Source organism: Methanomassiliicoccales archaeon, from assembly GCA_036504055.1.
In the GTDB taxonomy this organism is placed as follows: Archaea; Thermoplasmatota; Thermoplasmata; order Methanomassiliicoccales; family UBA472; genus DASXVU01.
In genome coordinates this window covers 14,881-30,343 of sequence record DASXVU010000012.1, presented here as the reverse complement: position 1 = coordinate 30,343, position 15,463 = coordinate 14,881, and the positions used below count along the sequence as shown (strand labels likewise).

Genomic DNA, 15,463 nt, shown 5'->3' with positions numbered 1-15,463 from the left:
ATTACCGCGAGCTAGAATGCCACGGATATCTATGGGACACATCAATTTCAAGAATTGCCTTGCCGGACTGATCGTGACCCTGGTCGTTCTATCCGTTTCCATGCCATTTTCAGTGGGGATACTCTCGACCATGGGCAAGATCGCCCCCTTGGACATGGGACATATGGGTGACAGCAACAGCAATGACTGGATGCAGAACAGGAGCTACAGTTCGGATTCACGGAACTGGAGCGATTCGGTTGACGGGATGTGCTACGAGCACAATCTGTCCAGGAGCACCAGTCAGATGGACCGGGAGGTGAACGACATGATGAACGAGAGCATGAACAAGGACATGTTCGGTCAGCTCTCCGCCAATGGGTCCCACCTGGAGGGCGGATTTGTCAGATGTGACTTCAACCAGACCGACGGAAGTTATGAAAATTATACCGTCGTCCATTCCGGCCTATCCACCAAGGTGTTTGACTCCGTGGACTGTATGGGTTTGGTCCCGAACAGCATCACCAAGGTAGGTTCGGTCATGAAGGTGACCGGTACCTCCGTGGACATCACCATGCACAACAACCCTACGGCCATGATGAAATACGTCCTTAACGGGACGAACCAGATGGTGCATTTCATATGCAACGACTCATGGAGCGTCGGTTACGACAACCGTTCCGGATATCATGACGGCATGGTGACCATGACCAAAGGGAACCTGACCGGGATGATAATCGTGGACAAAGGAACGCTCAAGATCGAGAAGATCAACAACAAGACCATGGCCATGGCCACCAAGGGACAGGTGTCCTTCCTGACCGGCAACCCCGATTTGGCCAATGCCGTTGATGATAACAAGATCATGCAGTCGATCGCCTCCGGAAAGATCGCTGGCCAGCTTTCCATGGTCATGAGGAACGGCAGCGTGATGACAGAGGAGCAGGAGTACGAGGATGCCACGATGCGGGTCAGCTCGAACAGCGCTGGTCATGTGGAGATCGAGGTCAATTCGTCCTCTTCGAACGCCAAGGTCATGGAGTTCGTGGTGGACACACAGAGCCTGAACACGACATCCGACAAGATCGTGGCACTGCTCAACGGGGCCAAGATAGCCAGGATGTCATTGGACCAGGTACTGGCCATGAACGGTACAGGCAACGCCGATGCGAAGTTCGTGGTGATCGACCAGGTTAAGAACTGGAAGGTCTTGGTCTACATCCCGCACTTCTCAACCCAGGTGGTGGGGTTGGAGGTTGACACTTCTTCCGCGGCCGGCACGAGCCAGAGCCCGGGTTCCAGCGGGAGCACTGACCTGCTGTTGATAACAGCCATTGCGGCGATCGTCGTCATCGCCATCGTTGTCGTCCTGGCAGTGTTCATGCTGAGGAGGAGTAAGAAATAACGAATGGGGTCCGCCCCTTTTTCCCTTTCTTTTTTCCCTCATTTTTCCGATATTCCCGGTTTCTCCAGCACCACCTCGAAGAGCTTCTTGGTGAACGGCGGAGAGGGGTCTTCGAACTCCTTGATCAAGAGTACGTCATATCCGGTCGCCAGTCTCCTCACCTTGTCCTCGCTGAAGAAGTGCACCACAAAGCCCAGAGGATTTTGCCACATGTCCTCGCCGAAATGTTTGCCCTTGCCGAATTGCGGATCGTTCACATTGCGGACCGAGTACACGTTCAGGCCACCCGGCCTCAGGACCCTCAGGACCTCGGTGAAGATGTATGAAAGCTCCTTCTCCGGGAACTGCATGGTGAAGAACATATGGGAAAAGCATCCGTCAAAAGTGCCATCCTCGAATGGGAGCCCTTCCCTGGCATCCCCGACCTTCAGGACGATCGATCTTCCTACCTTCATCGAGACCGCCTTCTCTTTCACCTGACACAGACCGGTCTCGGAATAGTCCATTGCGGTCACCTCCATCCCGTTCTGCGCCAGATAGAGCGTGTCTCGGCCCTGCCCACATCCAAGTTCCAGGATCTTCATTGCCCTATGCTCTCGGAAAACGATCAGAGAGTCCATCCCTAGCTGGCTGGGTTCCATTCCGAAGAAATTTTGGTTCGAGGAATAGGTGCTGTCCCATCTCGACATCTGATCGTCGGTGACATCTGGTTTCATCTGAAGGCCTAGGGATTTCAAGGGGCTCAGGCCACTTAAAGGTTCGTAGAATGATGTCCAGCGTATAATGTCTGATGGTCGATGCCGAGCGGATTGGAGGTCCACCAACATTAAATAATGTCGAGCAGAATGAACGTCCCATGCCTATCGGAGACCCCATGGGGGGAGAGACCCAATTCGATAACCGAGGCATCCTCCTCGGGGTATCGACCGTGGCGATACCCGTCAGGGATTTGGCTGGCGCGGTATCATTCTATGAAGATACGCTGGGCCTCACGGTGCGTCGGGACGACCGCTCCGAGAACTGGGTCGAGCTGGGTCCGTTCGGTGACCTGGGCAGGATAGCGCTCTATGTCCCGGACAAGGAAGGGCGGAGACCCGGAGGTCCGACCGGTATCGTCCTTGCGACAGAAAGCATCTATGATCTCCATCGCAAACTGACGGACCGGGGCGTGCGTTTTGCCGTCAAACCGGAAAGGCGGAACATCGGGGGCTTGATCGCAATATTCCTGGACCAGGACGGTAACCAGATAGCGGTGGTGGAGGACACAGCTCCTACCATATCGCAAACAGAGACATCAACGGAAAAGGCTGAAACCGAAAGGCTCAGACCGAAACGGCCGGTCACCGAGTACTGACCTGTCCCTGATGACCCAGGAACCGGACCATGCTATTGGCGACGTTGCTTGCCTGTTCCAGGCACGATTCGACGTCCATGGGCGATTCCGCGCATCCCACCGTAAGGACCGGGGCGGTCCCTTCCGCCAGGTCATCGACGAACAGCAGGCCCTCGTCGTCCAAGGACATTCCCAGCAGCCCTGCAAGCCGTAGCGTCTCCTGGGACAGGCGGATGCCGACGTTCAGGACGACGGTGTCTGCCGGAACCTCATAGAGCTCATTCAAGAGGGTGTTCTCTCCACAGACCAACAGCTTACCGTCCTTCTCCCTCACCAAAGCAGGTTGCCCACGAACAAACCTGACCCCACGGCGGCGCGCCTCCTTGTATGCCGCTTCCTGCCCCCTTCCACAGGTCCTAACGTCGATATAGAAGACATGGACCTGGACCTTGGGGTCGAGGGTTTTTAACCGGATCGACTCCTTGACCGAGTTCATGCAGCAATAGTTCGAACAATAGGGCACGCCCCTTTTCTCAACCCGGGAACCGACGCATTGGACGAAGGCGACACTGGATACGGCAGGCCTTCCTTCCACCTCCCATTTGGAGAGCAAGGGATCGAACTCCAGGGAAGTCATGACCCCTTTCAGCCTTCCAGCCCCATACTCTGGGATGGCACTGACATCCACAGGCTCCATTCCGGTCGCGAGCAGCACTCCCCTTACCTCAAGCTCCAGCATAAGGTCGATGGAATCGGCGACTATGACTGTGACCAGATCCCCTTCCCTGGAAACGCTGCCGACATGATGGCCCAGCATAACCTTGATGCCGTTCTCATTACCGACCTCCTCGATCAAATGACGGACCCTTTCCGAGGGGGAACGTCCACGAACCACCATGTGAGTGAACGTTCTGGAAAGGCCTCCAAGCTCCATCTCCTTCTCCACCAAGGCAACCTTTAACCCCGAACGGGCTGAATCCAGAGCGGCCTTCATTCCAGCAACCCCGCCGCCGATAACCAGGAGATCAAATCGTTCGACCATCACACCACCTGGTCCCGGTACGGAGGTCATGCGTCATAAGGGTTACCAGAAGGTTCGATTTAACTATAGTTAACAGGGTAAACGGTAAATAACTAGCACTCGGTCAGACACCCAGGTCGAGCCAAATGCTGGAAATTGAGAACCTGAGCGTCGAGGTCGGCGGCAAAGAAGTGCTGCATGACCTGAACATTAGCGTCATGGACGGTTACACGAACGTCTTGTTCGGACCGAACGGTTCGGGCAAATCAACGTTGCTGATGACCATCATGGGATTCAGCGGCTATAAGGTCACTCAGGGCTCGATCAAGCTCAACGGAGAGGACATAACCGGACTGTCGGTCTCAGAAAGGGCACAGAAGGGTATAGGCATGATGATGCAGCGCCCGCCGAACCTGGTAGGGGTCCGCCTCAGGGACCTGGTCAAGGTCACGGGGCGCGGCCGTTCCGACCCAGACAAGCTGGCGGTGGACTTGGACATGCAACCCTTCCTGGCCCGGGATGTGAACGTCGGGTTCTCGGGCGGCGAGATCAAGCGTTCGGAACTTCTGCAGCTGGAGGCTCAGAACCCCTGCCTGTTCCTGCTGGATGAGCCGGAATCGGGCGTGGACATCGTTTCCATCCAGAAGGTAGGCTCCAAGGTCAATGAGCTGTTGCATGGAAAGATGGGATGCGCCGGGAAGCGAGACATGAGCGGAAGGGCGGCACTCATCATCACCCACACCGGGGCGATCCTGGACTACATCGAGGCGGACCGCGGGTTCGTGCTCTGCAAGGGCACGGTGGCATGTTCCGGAAACCCGAGGGAACTGCTCTCGGAGATCAGACGCATGGGTTATGATGAATGCATACGCTGCAAGCTGAACCTGAAGAAGCCCAACGTGGAGATGGCAAGGGAGGCTTGAACATGGCCACTGAGACACTGAAGAAGAAAGCGGAAGAGGCCAAAGGAAAGAAGGCGACGTTCGGATCGGACATAGAATTGGACAAGTTCAAGGAGGCCAGGCGTGACATGCCCATGGCTGAGTCTCTCGAGTCCCTGAGCGAATCCGACCGCCGGACATTGCTGAACGCAGGCGTCATGCCCAGCGGGGAGGGGCGCTCGGGTTCGTTCGTACTCATGGACAATACCGTGGTCCATGAATCCATCCAGGGGACCGGGGTGGAGGTCTCATCGGTCCAGCAGGCGTTGAAGAACCACGACTGGCTCAAGGACTACAGCTGGAAGGCGGTGGCGGTCGACGCGGACAAGTACACCGCCAGAACATACCTGGAAGAGGCAGACGGTTATTTCATACGGGCTTTGGCCGGGCACAAGGTCCAGCTGCCGGTGCAGACCTGCCTGATGGTAAAGAGCAAGGATGCGGCCCAAACCGTCCACAACATAATCATCATCGAGGAAGGGGCAGAACTGGAGGTCCTCACCGGATGTTCCACCAGCCATGGCGTGGAAAGGGCGCTGCATCTGGGAATCTCCGAATTCTACATCAAGAAAGGGGCCAAGCTGACCTTCACCATGATCCATAACTGGTCAGAGACGATGGGCGTCCGTCCAAGGACGGTGGTGCTGCAGGAGGAGAACTCGACCTATATCTCCAACTATGTCGCGCTAAGGCCGGTCGGGACCATCCAGGCCTATCCCACAACGCGCATGGACGGGGCGGGATCGGTGGCAAGGTTCAGTACCGTCGCCATCGGACATCCGGGCAGCGAATTGGACCTGGGCGGAAGAGCGCTAATGAATGCGCCCAACACCAGATGCGAGATCGTTTCCAGGACCGTATCGACCGGAGGCAAGATAATCTCGAGGGGACAGCTGATCGGAAAGGCCCCCGGCATCAAGGCGCACCTGGAATGCAAGGGACTGATACTTAACAAAGGCATCCAGATCGCGATTCCAGAGCTCGAGGCGTACGTCCCTGACGTGGAGATGACCCACGAGGCGGCCGTCGGTAAGATCGCCCAGGACCAGGTCGAGTACCTCATGTCCCGCGGCCTATCCGAGGATGAGGCGGTGGGAATGATCGTAAGAGGATTCCTGGACGTCAGCATCATGGGTCTGCCGGAGCAGCTCAAGGCGGAGATCGATGCCACTATGCAGCAGGCGGACCTAGGCAAGATGTAAGGACGGAGGACGATCCTCCCCTTTCACTCTTTTTTTACGATTTGCGTACGCTAGTTGACGTGAAACGGGGCTCAAGATGCTCGGAACCCGATAGTCTTTCAAAAGCTTTATTTTGCACACCATTATTACGGTACGGGGGTTAAGTTTGGTGGGGGATACATACGAATTGGACATGGACAGCGCGATTCTGGACGCAATCAGTCGCCTGAGCAAGCAGGACAAGACAGCTGTGGCCCATTTTATTATCGATCCGGTAGTGCTGTTCATACTGGGAGCGACATCGAGAAGAAGTTTGACGGTGAGCGAAATGGCGCCGTCGATCAATCTGCCAATTGCGACATGCTATAAGCTGGTCTATCAGATGGAGTCGTTCGGGCTGATGTCCAAGGTAGGGGTCTCGCGAACGTCTGGGAGGGGTAAGGCATCGACCTATACCTCGATCCTCAAGTCATTGAACCTGGAGCTAAAGAACGGAGTCATCCTGATGACCGTCACCTGGAAGAACAACCAGCGTGAGTCCTTCAGGCGTGAGCTGAACACCGAGCCGACCAACACTGCATTCTCCTTGTTGGTCAATCCATTGGACCTGACGATCGGTGAGGAATACATAGAACCTCGTTTCCGCGGTTACATGAACCCGGTCAAGAACGTCGGGGCCACGGAGTAAAGCGTCACCGGCCCGTCCTTTTTAGGGATGGCCGATTTTTTTACCATTCAATCAACCATCGATATTCTTAGAAATGGCAATCGGTAGGTACCCATTGGTCTATATAGAAATCAAAAGAAGAGAAAGCGATTGCCCTTCCAGCATCCAGGGATAAACAATATTTCATTCCCTTATCATCTCGTTCAATTCTCGATTCGAACGGAATCGGATCCGAACAGAGTCGTGCCGATTCCGCATGTTAAGGATATGATGACCCGAAAAGAGCATCTTTAGCTCTCTTTCCATTTCCCTCAGTAAGTGGTCTCGGTGTGGAATTTGAACTCCATGTAGACGTAGGAGATCAGACACATGGACAGGCTGACGATGAGCATGTCGTAGGCGATCTCCACCGGCGAGGAATGGAAGAGCATCAACAGGACGACCTCGACCAGCGTGAATGAAAGGATCACCGCGATGTACTGGTGTCTGTTCGTCGCCAGCCCGTAGTTCATGAAGAGGCTCGCCAGTCCGAAGAACAACATGGAGATGCCCAGGACCTGCAATGACTGTTCGGCGATGGAGAAGCTATCTACAGAAACGCTCGAGAGCAGTCGGAGGATGATGTCTGGCAAAAGGATGAAGGCTAATGCCGCCAACCCGGAGAGCACGATGTTCCAGAATATGGACCGCCTCATGATCTTCACCGTGTCCTCCTTCCGCGTGTGGGCGTGCGTTATCTTCGGGAACATGACCGTGCCGATGGCACCAGGCAGGAACAGGATGATCTTGGCCAACGTCGAAACGGTCGAGTAGATACCGGCCTGACCTTTGTCCAGATAGTGATTGGCCAGGAAGATGTCGACATTCGTCAACACGCCATAGCACATTACAGCCACCAGCACGGGGAATAGGTAGACCATTATTGAGTGAGACTCTTCCTTGGTGATCGGGGCACCTGGCTGGGAAAGATGGTCCCTTACCCCGATCAAAAGAATCGTCATGCCGAATGCCATCCCGACCATCACCCCTCCTATCGCGCCGGCCACACCGTATCCTACAACGACCAGGACGATGCCGAAAAATAGCTTGCCTATCGGCCAGACGAGCGTGTGGAGGGAGATCAGATTGAACCGTTGCAGCCCCTGACCTAGACCGAACCCTACCTGCGTCATCATGGAGATGATCAGGCCAGTTAGAATGATCATCAGCGGCAGGTCCGAAGTGAGAGCCAGATAGCTGACCAGCCACGGGCTCGTGACATAAAGGATGGCCACCATGACCAAACTGACCGCGAGTGATATCCAGATCGAACGGCGGAAGAGCCAAGAGATCTGCGCCGAGCGTCCCTCGGCGATGAACTTGGACGAGTACCTCGTAAGCATCGTTGCCACGGTCTGGTTCGGCATCGTCACGATATAGAACAGGGAGAGAACGGCGGCCAGCTCGGCGTATTCTTCCACCGTCAGGGACTTCAGCATGAACACCTGGTACAGGTAATTGCCGATACCACCGATGACCGTGACCGCGAACAATATCATCGTCGATTTGGCGAATCCGCTACCAGAAGGCTTCCAGGACAATGCTCGGTCTATGTCTGTAACGATTTTATAAGTTTGTTCTTTCCCGGGATGTGATTCTATTGGGGCGCATGGTTGCTGGCAAAAGACCTGACAAAATCCTAAATACATATGTCCTGATAGTTGCAAGGAACCCTGAGTCCTTATCCTGAAAGTAGCTGGCACCCATGAAGATCGTCCTGTTGATCAGAACCTATCCGGATGAGGTCCGGAACGGATTCGACGCCTATGCCATCGGTTTAATCGAAAGATTCAGGAAGGATGGGATCGACTTCGATGTGCTGGCACCTAAGGACCCGCGATTCGTGGACGACCCGCGGATCTCGCCTATCCTGTACGATCTGCTATATCCGATATCGAACATCTTCCGAAGACGTTCCAAAACCACGATCTTTCATGCCATATCCGAATCGCAGGCATTGATCTTTCCATTCATCAGAGGAAAGAAGATCGTCACCATACACCATATCGAGAAGTTCGAGCTGAACAGAGGAAGTGTCCTGAAGGTCAATACGATCTACAATCTCTTTTGGCGCTGCTGCACGGATATCGCGGTGAGCTATTCCGACAGGATCATTTGCATCTCGGAGCAAACAAAGAAGGAACTGGTAGACCGCTACGGAACTGAAGATGACAAGATAGTCGTCGTCCCCCAGGCCATATCCGATCGGTTCGCGGAAAACGGATCACTGCGGCAGAATAGACTAATAGGATATATCGGTCCATTCACCGCCAGGAAGAACCTACCGGCCCTATTCCAAGTCCTAAGAACCATCCATGAGAGCCCGGGCTTCGATGATGTGAAAATGAAGATCTGCGGGGTCGGGCCCGTGGCTCCGATCACTGATCTCATGTCTGCAAACCCAGACCTGACTGGACAAATTATCTTCAAGGGTGAGGTGCCTGATCGCCAGATCGTCGAGGAATATAATGAACTGACGGCAATGCTCTATCCATCGCTACATGAGGGATTTGGCCTAGGGATCCTCGAGGCACAGAGATGTGGCGTTCCCGTCTTCATCCTCCAGAATGCCATGATACCGGAGGAGGTGGTACGATTCGCCATCAAATGCGCTTCGCCTCAGGATATGGCCACGAAGGTCATGGACTATCTTAGGGGCGACCTGCATTACGATAAGAAAAAGGCGATGGAATACGCCAGCACTTTCTCGGAGCAATCGAGGGCAAAGAAGACGATCGCCGTGTATTCAGGACTCCGAACGAACGGCGACCAAACGGCTAGTTCTTGATCATATTAATGGCCGTTGAGTTGAAAGCATTTTGTCGAGGCCTCATCGAACACCTGCACGACCCTGACCGATCTTCCCATTCGATCCAATCTCCATATATGCCCAGCTTGCGACAGTGGTCCCGCCGAAGGCCACAAGCATGTCCAGGGCGATGGTGACCAGGGAATCATGGAACATCACTATCAGTGCGACCTGCAATGCCGTGAAGAAGACCATGATGGCCAAGTAAACCCGTGAATCGATCGCTAGACCATAGTTCATGAACAGATTCGCGATGCCCAGAAGGGCCATGGCCAGTCCAAGGATGCCCAATCCAGCCGCGGCACCGATGTATTTGTCCCCTCCATACAGCAGCCGAAGGATCTCGTTCGGGAACAGGAAGTAGGATGCGACCACGACGCCGGTCACCGCCAGTGCGATCAGGACGGATAGGCGCATCATGCCCACCGTACCGGATCTCTTGGCATGGGCGGCGGCCAATTTCGGGTAGATCACGATGTTGATCGATGATGGAAGGAACAGTATGATCTTGCCGAGCAGAGAGCACACCGCATACAGCCCGGCCGTGTTCTGGTCGAGGTATTGCCTTGCTAATATGATGTCCACGTTCACCATGATGGTCAGACAGGTGACCGCCACTATCACATGCAGGAGCGACCCACGCATCTTAGTCAGCTCTGGATGGGGTATCGGCAGCGGCTCGAACCTGAAGAGGTCCCGGATAGAATACAAAGCCGCGGTCAAAGCCAGGATCAGACCGATGAGCACTCCCCCGAGCGCGCCCATGATACCGTACCCGACGAAGACCAGGACGATGCCGATCCCGAGCTTTGTGATCGGCCCGGTAATGCCGTAGAGCGCATTGAGCCGGAACCGTTCCAGCCCCTGGCTGGTGCCATATCCGACCGGCGATATCAACGAGATGATCACACCGGCCATGAGCAAGAAAACCGGGAACGTCGACGACAGGTAGATGAAACTTGATATCTCAGGCAGAAGGAGAAACATACCAACCGCGATAGCGACCCCGGTCATCGTCCCATAGAGGATCGTCTTTCGGATCAGCCAGGCGATCTCATTCTTCCTGCCTTGGACATTAAGGCGTGAGGTCTGTTTCACCAGGAAGGTGCTCATGACCTGCGCCGGCGCTATCGCCAGGTAGAACATGGACAGAAGAGCCGAAAGTTCGGAGAAGTTGGCCGGCGTCATCGTTCCGCTCATGAAGTATTGGAAGAGATAATCGCATCCTCCGCCGATCAGTGTGGCCACTGCCATCATCAGGGCCGGCCTGGCCATTTCACCGAATACCTCTGGACGTTGCAACGGTCGGGATACCGAATTGGATATTATTAATCAACGGACAAAGGGAGGCAGCCTAAACATATTCAGACACAGGATAGTATATGATCATGAACAGCTCCAGGGAATTACATGGTCCCGCAGCCAGGGACATACGTCCATCGAATCGGGAATACTGATTTATCCCGGGCCATCGCTCCGTATCTTTCGGTGAGCGTGTGAAGGTAACGAAACGATCCGGTCAAATCGAAGAGTTCGATCGTTCCAAGACCAAGGTTGCGGTATTGAGGGCCGGTGCCTCGTCCGATGAGGCCGAGGACATCATCGACCGGTTGTTGCCCAGGCTCTACGATGGCATCACTACGGAGGAGGTCTATCGCCATATCCGGACCATGCTTAACGCCCGCACCGCGGCCCGGTTTGGGCTGAAGAAGGCCATCCTTGCCCTGGGGCCGGACGGGCGCAACTTCGAGACATTGATATTCAGGCTCTTCCAGGCGATGGGCTACGAGGCAAGGGTGCGGGAAACGATCCAGGGCAGGTGCGTGACCCACGAGATCGATGTCATGATGGAGAAGGACCATCAGCGTTTCATGGTGGAATGCAAGTTCCATAACTCTCTGTCACTGAAATGCAGCATCCAGACCGCATTATACACCTACGGCAGGTTCCTGGACGTTGACGGTTCCAGTGATCTGCAGTGCCCCTTCCTGGTCACAAACACGAGATTCTCCAGCGATGTGGTGAAGTATGCAGACTGCGTCTGCATGAAACTGATCGGATGGAGACAACCGGAAAAGGGAGGCCTGGAAGAGCTAATCGAACGGTATCATCTCTTCCCAGTAACCATGCTTGACCTGAAGAGATCGGAGATCAGGACGCTACTGGAGAAGGACATGGTCCTTGTCCGGGATATTCTAGACAAACGGGAGGATGTCGTAAGATCGTTGGGTCGTGATTCAGCACAGAGGGCGATCGAGGCAGCGGAGGAACTCGGGCTCTGAGGACAAATGAAAAGGACCGGATCGGATACCGCGCCATCAGGTCACTGAGCGTTGCCGGTCCGTGAATGGAACCCGTCAATGGCCTCGCCGTAGATGTCGAGGTATCGATCCGACACCTGTTGCCAGGAGATCAGTTTGTCGCTGAGGGGGCCGACCTTTATGTCCCCTTGCAGTGCCTTCTCTATGAGCGCTGCGACCTCTTTCGCGTCCGGGGGATATTCCACCCCCAGACATCCCGGTTCGGATGTGAACTCGGTGAGGGCTGACGTCTTGGCCACAATGCAGGGCGTCCCGGACTTCAACGCCTCCGCTATTACCAGACCGTAGGCCTCCAGGGTTGACAGGAGGATCAGGACACCGGCCCTGTGGTACTCCGCATTCAGCTGTTCTTCGCTTATGCCCTCCAACCACACGATCTGTCCAGTCAGTCCGGTCTCTTCGGCCATCCTGAGAAGCGATTCCTTCTCCGGTCCGGTTCCGACGACCCTTAACTGAACGGTCTTTCCCTGACCTTTGAGCAGGGACATCGCCGACAGTATGTGATCCACTCCCTTGTATTTCACCAGCCTTCCCACGTAGAGTATCGAACCCTCCCTAGGCACGTCCACTTTCCGGTAATCCCGGCCACCGTTGGGCACTATGACGATGCTGCTGTCCGGCAGGTGGAAATCGTTCTGGACCAGCTCCTTCTCGAAGTTCGAAACGCAGATATTCTTTTCGGACCAACGGTAGATGTTGGCCCCATAGATGCGATAGACCCGGAAAAGGAGATCGCGTTTCCTGTTCTGTCCGTGTCCGTGATAATGCGTGGTGAACACGAACGGAAGCCCCTGCTCACGGCAGTAGAAAGCAGCCATCAATGCCTGTGGCGAATGGAAGTTATGAATGTTCACGATATCGAATTGGTCCGGTGTGGCGTTCGAGATCAGCCAATCCCTTATCCCGAGGTGGATACCGGTGCAGGCGAGACCCTGCCTATGGAAACGTATGACATGCACGCCGTTTATGATCTCGTCAGAGTCCTTGGAATGGTCCATGCATACCACGGTGCATTGGTGTCCTGCGAGAACGTGACGTTCAGCCAGCGTGCGGACCAGGGTCTCCACTCCGCCGATGACTGGATGATAATACTTGGTGACCACTAGGATACGCATCTTACTCCTCAATCGGTGTCCTGCCTTATGGAAATACTGACATGTCCAAGTATCTATGGTTTGATGACGGCAAATTGGATGGTCTCAACCGGTCTTGGTCAGGACGGGACCGATTTTCACTTGCATCCGTGGACCGTCCCTTTAGCCTTTTCCAAGGCCATTGTCGATTCGTGTCCCGGATCCTATGCCGACCGTTAACGCGAGAAGAATTCGTGCAATGAAGCGCTGACATACGCGATCATTTCCTCGGTCAGTCCGGGATAGACCCCCAACCATAGCGTCTGGTTCATTATCTTGTCGGTGTTGGAAAGAGCGCCGATCTTGCGGTGGACGATATCTTTGAAGTACGGTTGTTTTGTCAGGTTGCCCCCGAACAGCAGCCTGGTCCCGATCTTTTTTCGATCGAGGAATTCCAGGAGCCGGTTCCTCTCCGCGAACCCTTCTTTTACAGATATCGGGAAACCGAACCAGGCCGGCTCACTCTTCTGTGTCGGCTCCGGCAGAAGAAGCGATCCCTCGAGATCGGCAAGCAACGAACGCAACCTCGTGAAGTTCTCCTTTCGTCTGAGGATGAAACCGGGTAACTTCTCCATCTGGGACAGCCCCACCGCAGCCTGCATATCCGATATCTTCAGGTTGTAGCCCACCTCGGAATAGACATACTTGTGGTCATAGCCCTGAGGAAGGTTCTCGAATTTGAAGCCGTAACGGTTCCTGCAGGTGTTGTCATGTCCGGGGGGGCAATGACAATCGCGACCCCAATCCCGGAATGATTCTATGGCCTTGGCCAGAACATCGTCGTCTGTGGCCACTGCACCGCCCTCCCCCATGGTAATGTGGTGAGCTGGATAGAAGCTGAACGTGCCGATGTCGCCGAACGTTCCGACCGGACTGGCATCGTACTTGGAACCGAGGGCATCGCAACAATCTTCCACCAGCCATAGATCATGCTCCTCGGCAAAAGCGACGATCTTGTCGATCTCGAATGGATTTCCCAGGGTGTGGGCGAAGATCATTGCCTTGGTCTTTTCGGTTACCGCTCCCTCTAGGAGGTCCGGGTCAACGTTGTATGTTGGCAAACCTACGTCGACGAACACCGGGACGAGACCGTTCTGGATGATGGGATTGAGCGTTGTGGGAAAACCCGCCGCCACCGTGATGACCTCGTCCCCCTTCCTCAACCGGTCATTCCCTAGCTTCTTGGATGTAAGGGCCGTGACCGCCAGGAGGTTGGCCGAGGAACCGGAGTTGGTTGTCAGGGCATGCTCGCTCCTGATGAAGTCCTTGAATTTGCTCTCGAACAGATCGTTGAACCTGCCGGTGGTCAACCAGAAATCCAGAGAGGATGCCACCAGGAATTGCCCGTCGACCCCATCGAAAACCTTGCCTGACACCGGCACAGGTGTCTTCCCCGGTACGAACTCCGCCTTGGCATGGGCCAAGGAGAAATACTCATCCACCAGTTTCAGGATGGAATCTCGGAGCTCGGCTGCCCGGGGATCACGGTCCAATTTGCGGTTGTTCAGAACTTCATTGTGGTCAGTCAGGCCATCACCCCATGCCCTTCGAATGCAAATCCACCTTCTCCATATATTCTGAGATCTGGTCTTCCGTCCTTGCGGACATGTCCTCTTCAGCGTAGTAAGCTTTGTACCACTCGACGCTTAACGCTACCGCCTCCGCTACATCCAGTATGCCCTGCCACCCGAGAAGGCTATAGGACTTCGTGCTGTCCAGGCGCAGGAAATGGGCCTCATGTCGGTCCAATGGATTTGATGTGTCTATCCATTTCCCTGATCCCCATTCCTTTATTATCATCTCTGTCAGGGAAGCTACGTCGACGTTGCTGGATGCCGGGCCGAAGTTCCATGCCGAATCGAAATCGCCTGGCGAGTTCGCCAGCGACCGGCCTAGGCACAGATAGCCGTACAAGGGCTCCATTACATGCTGCCAAGGGCGTACCGCCGATGGACTTCTGACCACGATGGGCTTGGAGGCCTTTAGGCTCCTCATGCTGTCCGGAACGATCCGGTCGAGGGCCCAGTCCCCTCCGCCGATGACATTACCGGCCCGGGCACTGGCCACGCCGCATCCGATGCCTTCCTTGGCGGCTTTGGCGAAGAACGCGGAACGGTATGAGCCGATGACGATCTCCGCCGCCCCTTTGCTGGCGCTGTACGGGTCATGGCCCCCCATGGGGTCGTTTTCCCTATACGAATAGACCCACTCGTTATTCTGGTAGCATTTATCACTGGTTATCATCACACAGGCTTTGGTTCCGGGACATTCCCTCAAGGCCTCCAAGACGTTGACCGTTCCCATTACGTTGGTTTCGAAGGTCTCGACCGGCCTCTCATATGAAAGCCGGACCAAGGGTTGGGCGGCAAGGTGGAAGACCAGGTCCGGTTCGAACTTCTTCATAGACCGTTTCAGGCCCGAAAGGTCGCGGATGTCCCCGATCTCGCTTTCTATCTGCTCCTCGATGTGGGCAGAAACGAAGAAACTCGGTTCAGTACCGGGGGACTGTGAAAACCCATGGACCGTGGCTCCCAGCTTGTTCAGCCAGGAAGCGAGCCATCCACCCTTGAACCCGGTATGGCCAGTTAGGAAGATACGTTTGCCCCTGTAAAATGAAAGATCCTGCGATGCCAA

The 15,463-nt window shown here is 55.0% G+C and carries 14 protein-coding genes; 7 read left to right on the top strand and 7 right to left on the bottom strand.

The window, feature by feature from the left end:
- Positions 1-31: 31 nt before the first annotated feature.
- Entirely contained in the window at positions 32-1,384 is a 1,353-nt protein-coding gene (locus tag VGK23_03290; protein ID HEY3419553.1) for a hypothetical protein, read from the top strand.
- A 38-nt stretch (positions 1,385-1,422) separates the two neighbouring features.
- Here VGK23_03290 and VGK23_03285 read toward each other — a convergent pair whose 3' ends face one another.
- Positions 1,423-2,121, bottom strand: a complete 699-nt coding sequence (locus VGK23_03285) for a class I SAM-dependent methyltransferase (protein HEY3419552.1) — start codon at positions 2,119-2,121, stop codon at positions 1,423-1,425.
- Positions 2,122-2,240: 119 nt separating this feature from the next.
- On the opposite strand from VGK23_03285, the gene VGK23_03280 reads away from it, so the two are divergent.
- Positions 2,241-2,738 carry a VOC family protein gene (locus VGK23_03280; GenBank protein ID HEY3419551.1) on the top strand — a complete coding sequence of 166 codons (498 nt, stop codon included), beginning with the start codon at positions 2,241-2,243 and terminating at the stop codon, positions 2,736-2,738.
- Here the strand turns inward: VGK23_03280 and VGK23_03275 are convergent.
- The gene (locus tag VGK23_03275) at positions 2,725-3,759 is read right to left on the bottom strand and encodes an FAD-dependent oxidoreductase (protein ID HEY3419550.1); all 1,035 of its coding nucleotides are present in this window, start codon (positions 3,757-3,759) and stop codon (positions 2,725-2,727) included. The two genes, VGK23_03280 and VGK23_03275, sit on opposite strands and share 14 nt — an antisense overlap.
- Before the next feature lie 125 nt (positions 3,760-3,884).
- Between VGK23_03275 and VGK23_03270 the strand changes: the two genes are divergently transcribed.
- The 3 genes from VGK23_03270 (at position 3,885) to VGK23_03260 (ending at position 6,548) form a co-directional block, all read left to right on the top strand.
- Entirely contained in the window at positions 3,885-4,661 is a 777-nt protein-coding gene (locus VGK23_03270; protein HEY3419549.1) for an ABC transporter ATP-binding protein, read from the top strand.
- Positions 4,662-4,663: 2 nt separating this feature from the next.
- The gene (locus VGK23_03265; protein ID HEY3419548.1) at positions 4,664-5,881 is read left to right on the top strand and encodes a SufD family Fe-S cluster assembly protein; all 1,218 of its coding nucleotides are present in this window, start codon (positions 4,664-4,666) and stop codon (positions 5,879-5,881) included.
- Positions 5,882-6,029: 148 nt separating this feature from the next.
- Positions 6,030-6,548 carry a hypothetical protein gene (locus VGK23_03260; GenBank protein ID HEY3419547.1) on the top strand — a complete coding sequence of 173 codons (519 nt, stop codon included), beginning with the start codon at positions 6,030-6,032 and terminating at the stop codon, positions 6,546-6,548.
- 290 nt (positions 6,549-6,838) lie between these two features.
- Here VGK23_03260 and VGK23_03255 read toward each other — a convergent pair whose 3' ends face one another.
- Positions 6,839-8,107, bottom strand: a complete 1,269-nt coding sequence (locus VGK23_03255; protein ID HEY3419546.1) for an oligosaccharide flippase family protein — start codon at positions 8,105-8,107, stop codon at positions 6,839-6,841.
- A gap of 164 nt (positions 8,108-8,271) precedes the next feature.
- Here VGK23_03255 and VGK23_03250 point away from each other — a divergent pair, with 164 nt between their 5' ends.
- Positions 8,272-9,354: a glycosyltransferase family 4 protein gene (locus VGK23_03250; protein HEY3419545.1), complete on the top strand. Its 1,083-nt coding sequence runs from the start codon at positions 8,272-8,274 to the stop codon at positions 9,352-9,354.
- A 42-nt stretch (positions 9,355-9,396) separates the two neighbouring features.
- Here VGK23_03250 and VGK23_03245 read toward each other — a convergent pair whose 3' ends face one another.
- Positions 9,397-10,650, bottom strand: coding sequence for a hypothetical protein (locus VGK23_03245; GenBank protein HEY3419544.1), 1,254 nt, complete (start codon positions 10,648-10,650; stop codon positions 9,397-9,399).
- A gap of 221 nt (positions 10,651-10,871) precedes the next feature.
- Here VGK23_03245 and VGK23_03240 point away from each other — a divergent pair, with 221 nt between their 5' ends.
- A complete protein-coding gene (locus VGK23_03240; GenBank protein HEY3419543.1) occupies positions 10,872-11,657 on the top strand; it encodes an ATP cone domain-containing protein in 786 nt (261 codons plus the stop codon).
- 41 nt (positions 11,658-11,698) lie between these two features.
- On the opposite strand, the gene VGK23_03235 is transcribed toward VGK23_03240, so the two are convergent.
- The 3 genes from VGK23_03235 to rfbG all read right to left on the bottom strand — a co-directional run bounded on the left by VGK23_03235 (position 11,699) and on the right by rfbG (position 15,463).
- Positions 11,699-12,811, bottom strand: coding sequence for a glycosyltransferase family 4 protein (locus tag VGK23_03235; GenBank protein ID HEY3419542.1), 1,113 nt, complete (start codon positions 12,809-12,811; stop codon positions 11,699-11,701).
- Between the two features lie 194 nt (positions 12,812-13,005).
- Positions 13,006-14,322 (bottom strand): lipopolysaccharide biosynthesis protein RfbH, encoded by a 1,317-nt coding sequence (gene rfbH, locus VGK23_03230; GenBank protein HEY3419541.1) that lies wholly within the window; start codon positions 14,320-14,322, stop codon positions 13,006-13,008.
- Positions 14,323-14,362: 40 nt separating this feature from the next.
- The gene (gene rfbG / locus VGK23_03225) at positions 14,363-15,463 is read right to left on the bottom strand and encodes a CDP-glucose 4,6-dehydratase (GenBank protein HEY3419540.1); all 1,101 of its coding nucleotides are present in this window, start codon (positions 15,461-15,463) and stop codon (positions 14,363-14,365) included.

Excerpts from the sequence above, each read along its gene's own strand:
- VGK23_03270 (HEY3419549.1), top strand. The coding sequence starts at position 3,885 with ATGCTGGAAATTGAGAACCTGAGCGTCGAGGTCGGCGGCAAAGAAGTG.
- VGK23_03280 (HEY3419551.1), top strand. The coding sequence starts at position 2,241 with ATGCCTATCGGAGACCCCATGGGGGGAGAGACCCAATTCGATAACCGA.
- VGK23_03290 (HEY3419553.1), top strand. The coding sequence starts at position 32 with ATGGGACACATCAATTTCAAGAATTGCCTTGCCGGACTGATCGTGACC.
- VGK23_03250 (HEY3419545.1), top strand. The coding sequence starts at position 8,272 with ATGAAGATCGTCCTGTTGATCAGAACCTATCCGGATGAGGTCCGGAAC.
- VGK23_03265 (HEY3419548.1), top strand. The coding sequence starts at position 4,664 with ATGGCCACTGAGACACTGAAGAAGAAAGCGGAAGAGGCCAAAGGAAAG.
- VGK23_03275 (HEY3419550.1), bottom strand. The coding sequence starts at position 3,759 with ATGGTCGAACGATTTGATCTCCTGGTTATCGGCGGCGGGGTTGCTGGA.
- VGK23_03235 (HEY3419542.1), bottom strand. The coding sequence starts at position 12,811 with ATGCGTATCCTAGTGGTCACCAAGTATTATCATCCAGTCATCGGCGGA.
- VGK23_03245 (HEY3419544.1), bottom strand. The coding sequence starts at position 10,650 with ATGGCCAGGCCGGCCCTGATGATGGCAGTGGCCACACTGATCGGCGGA.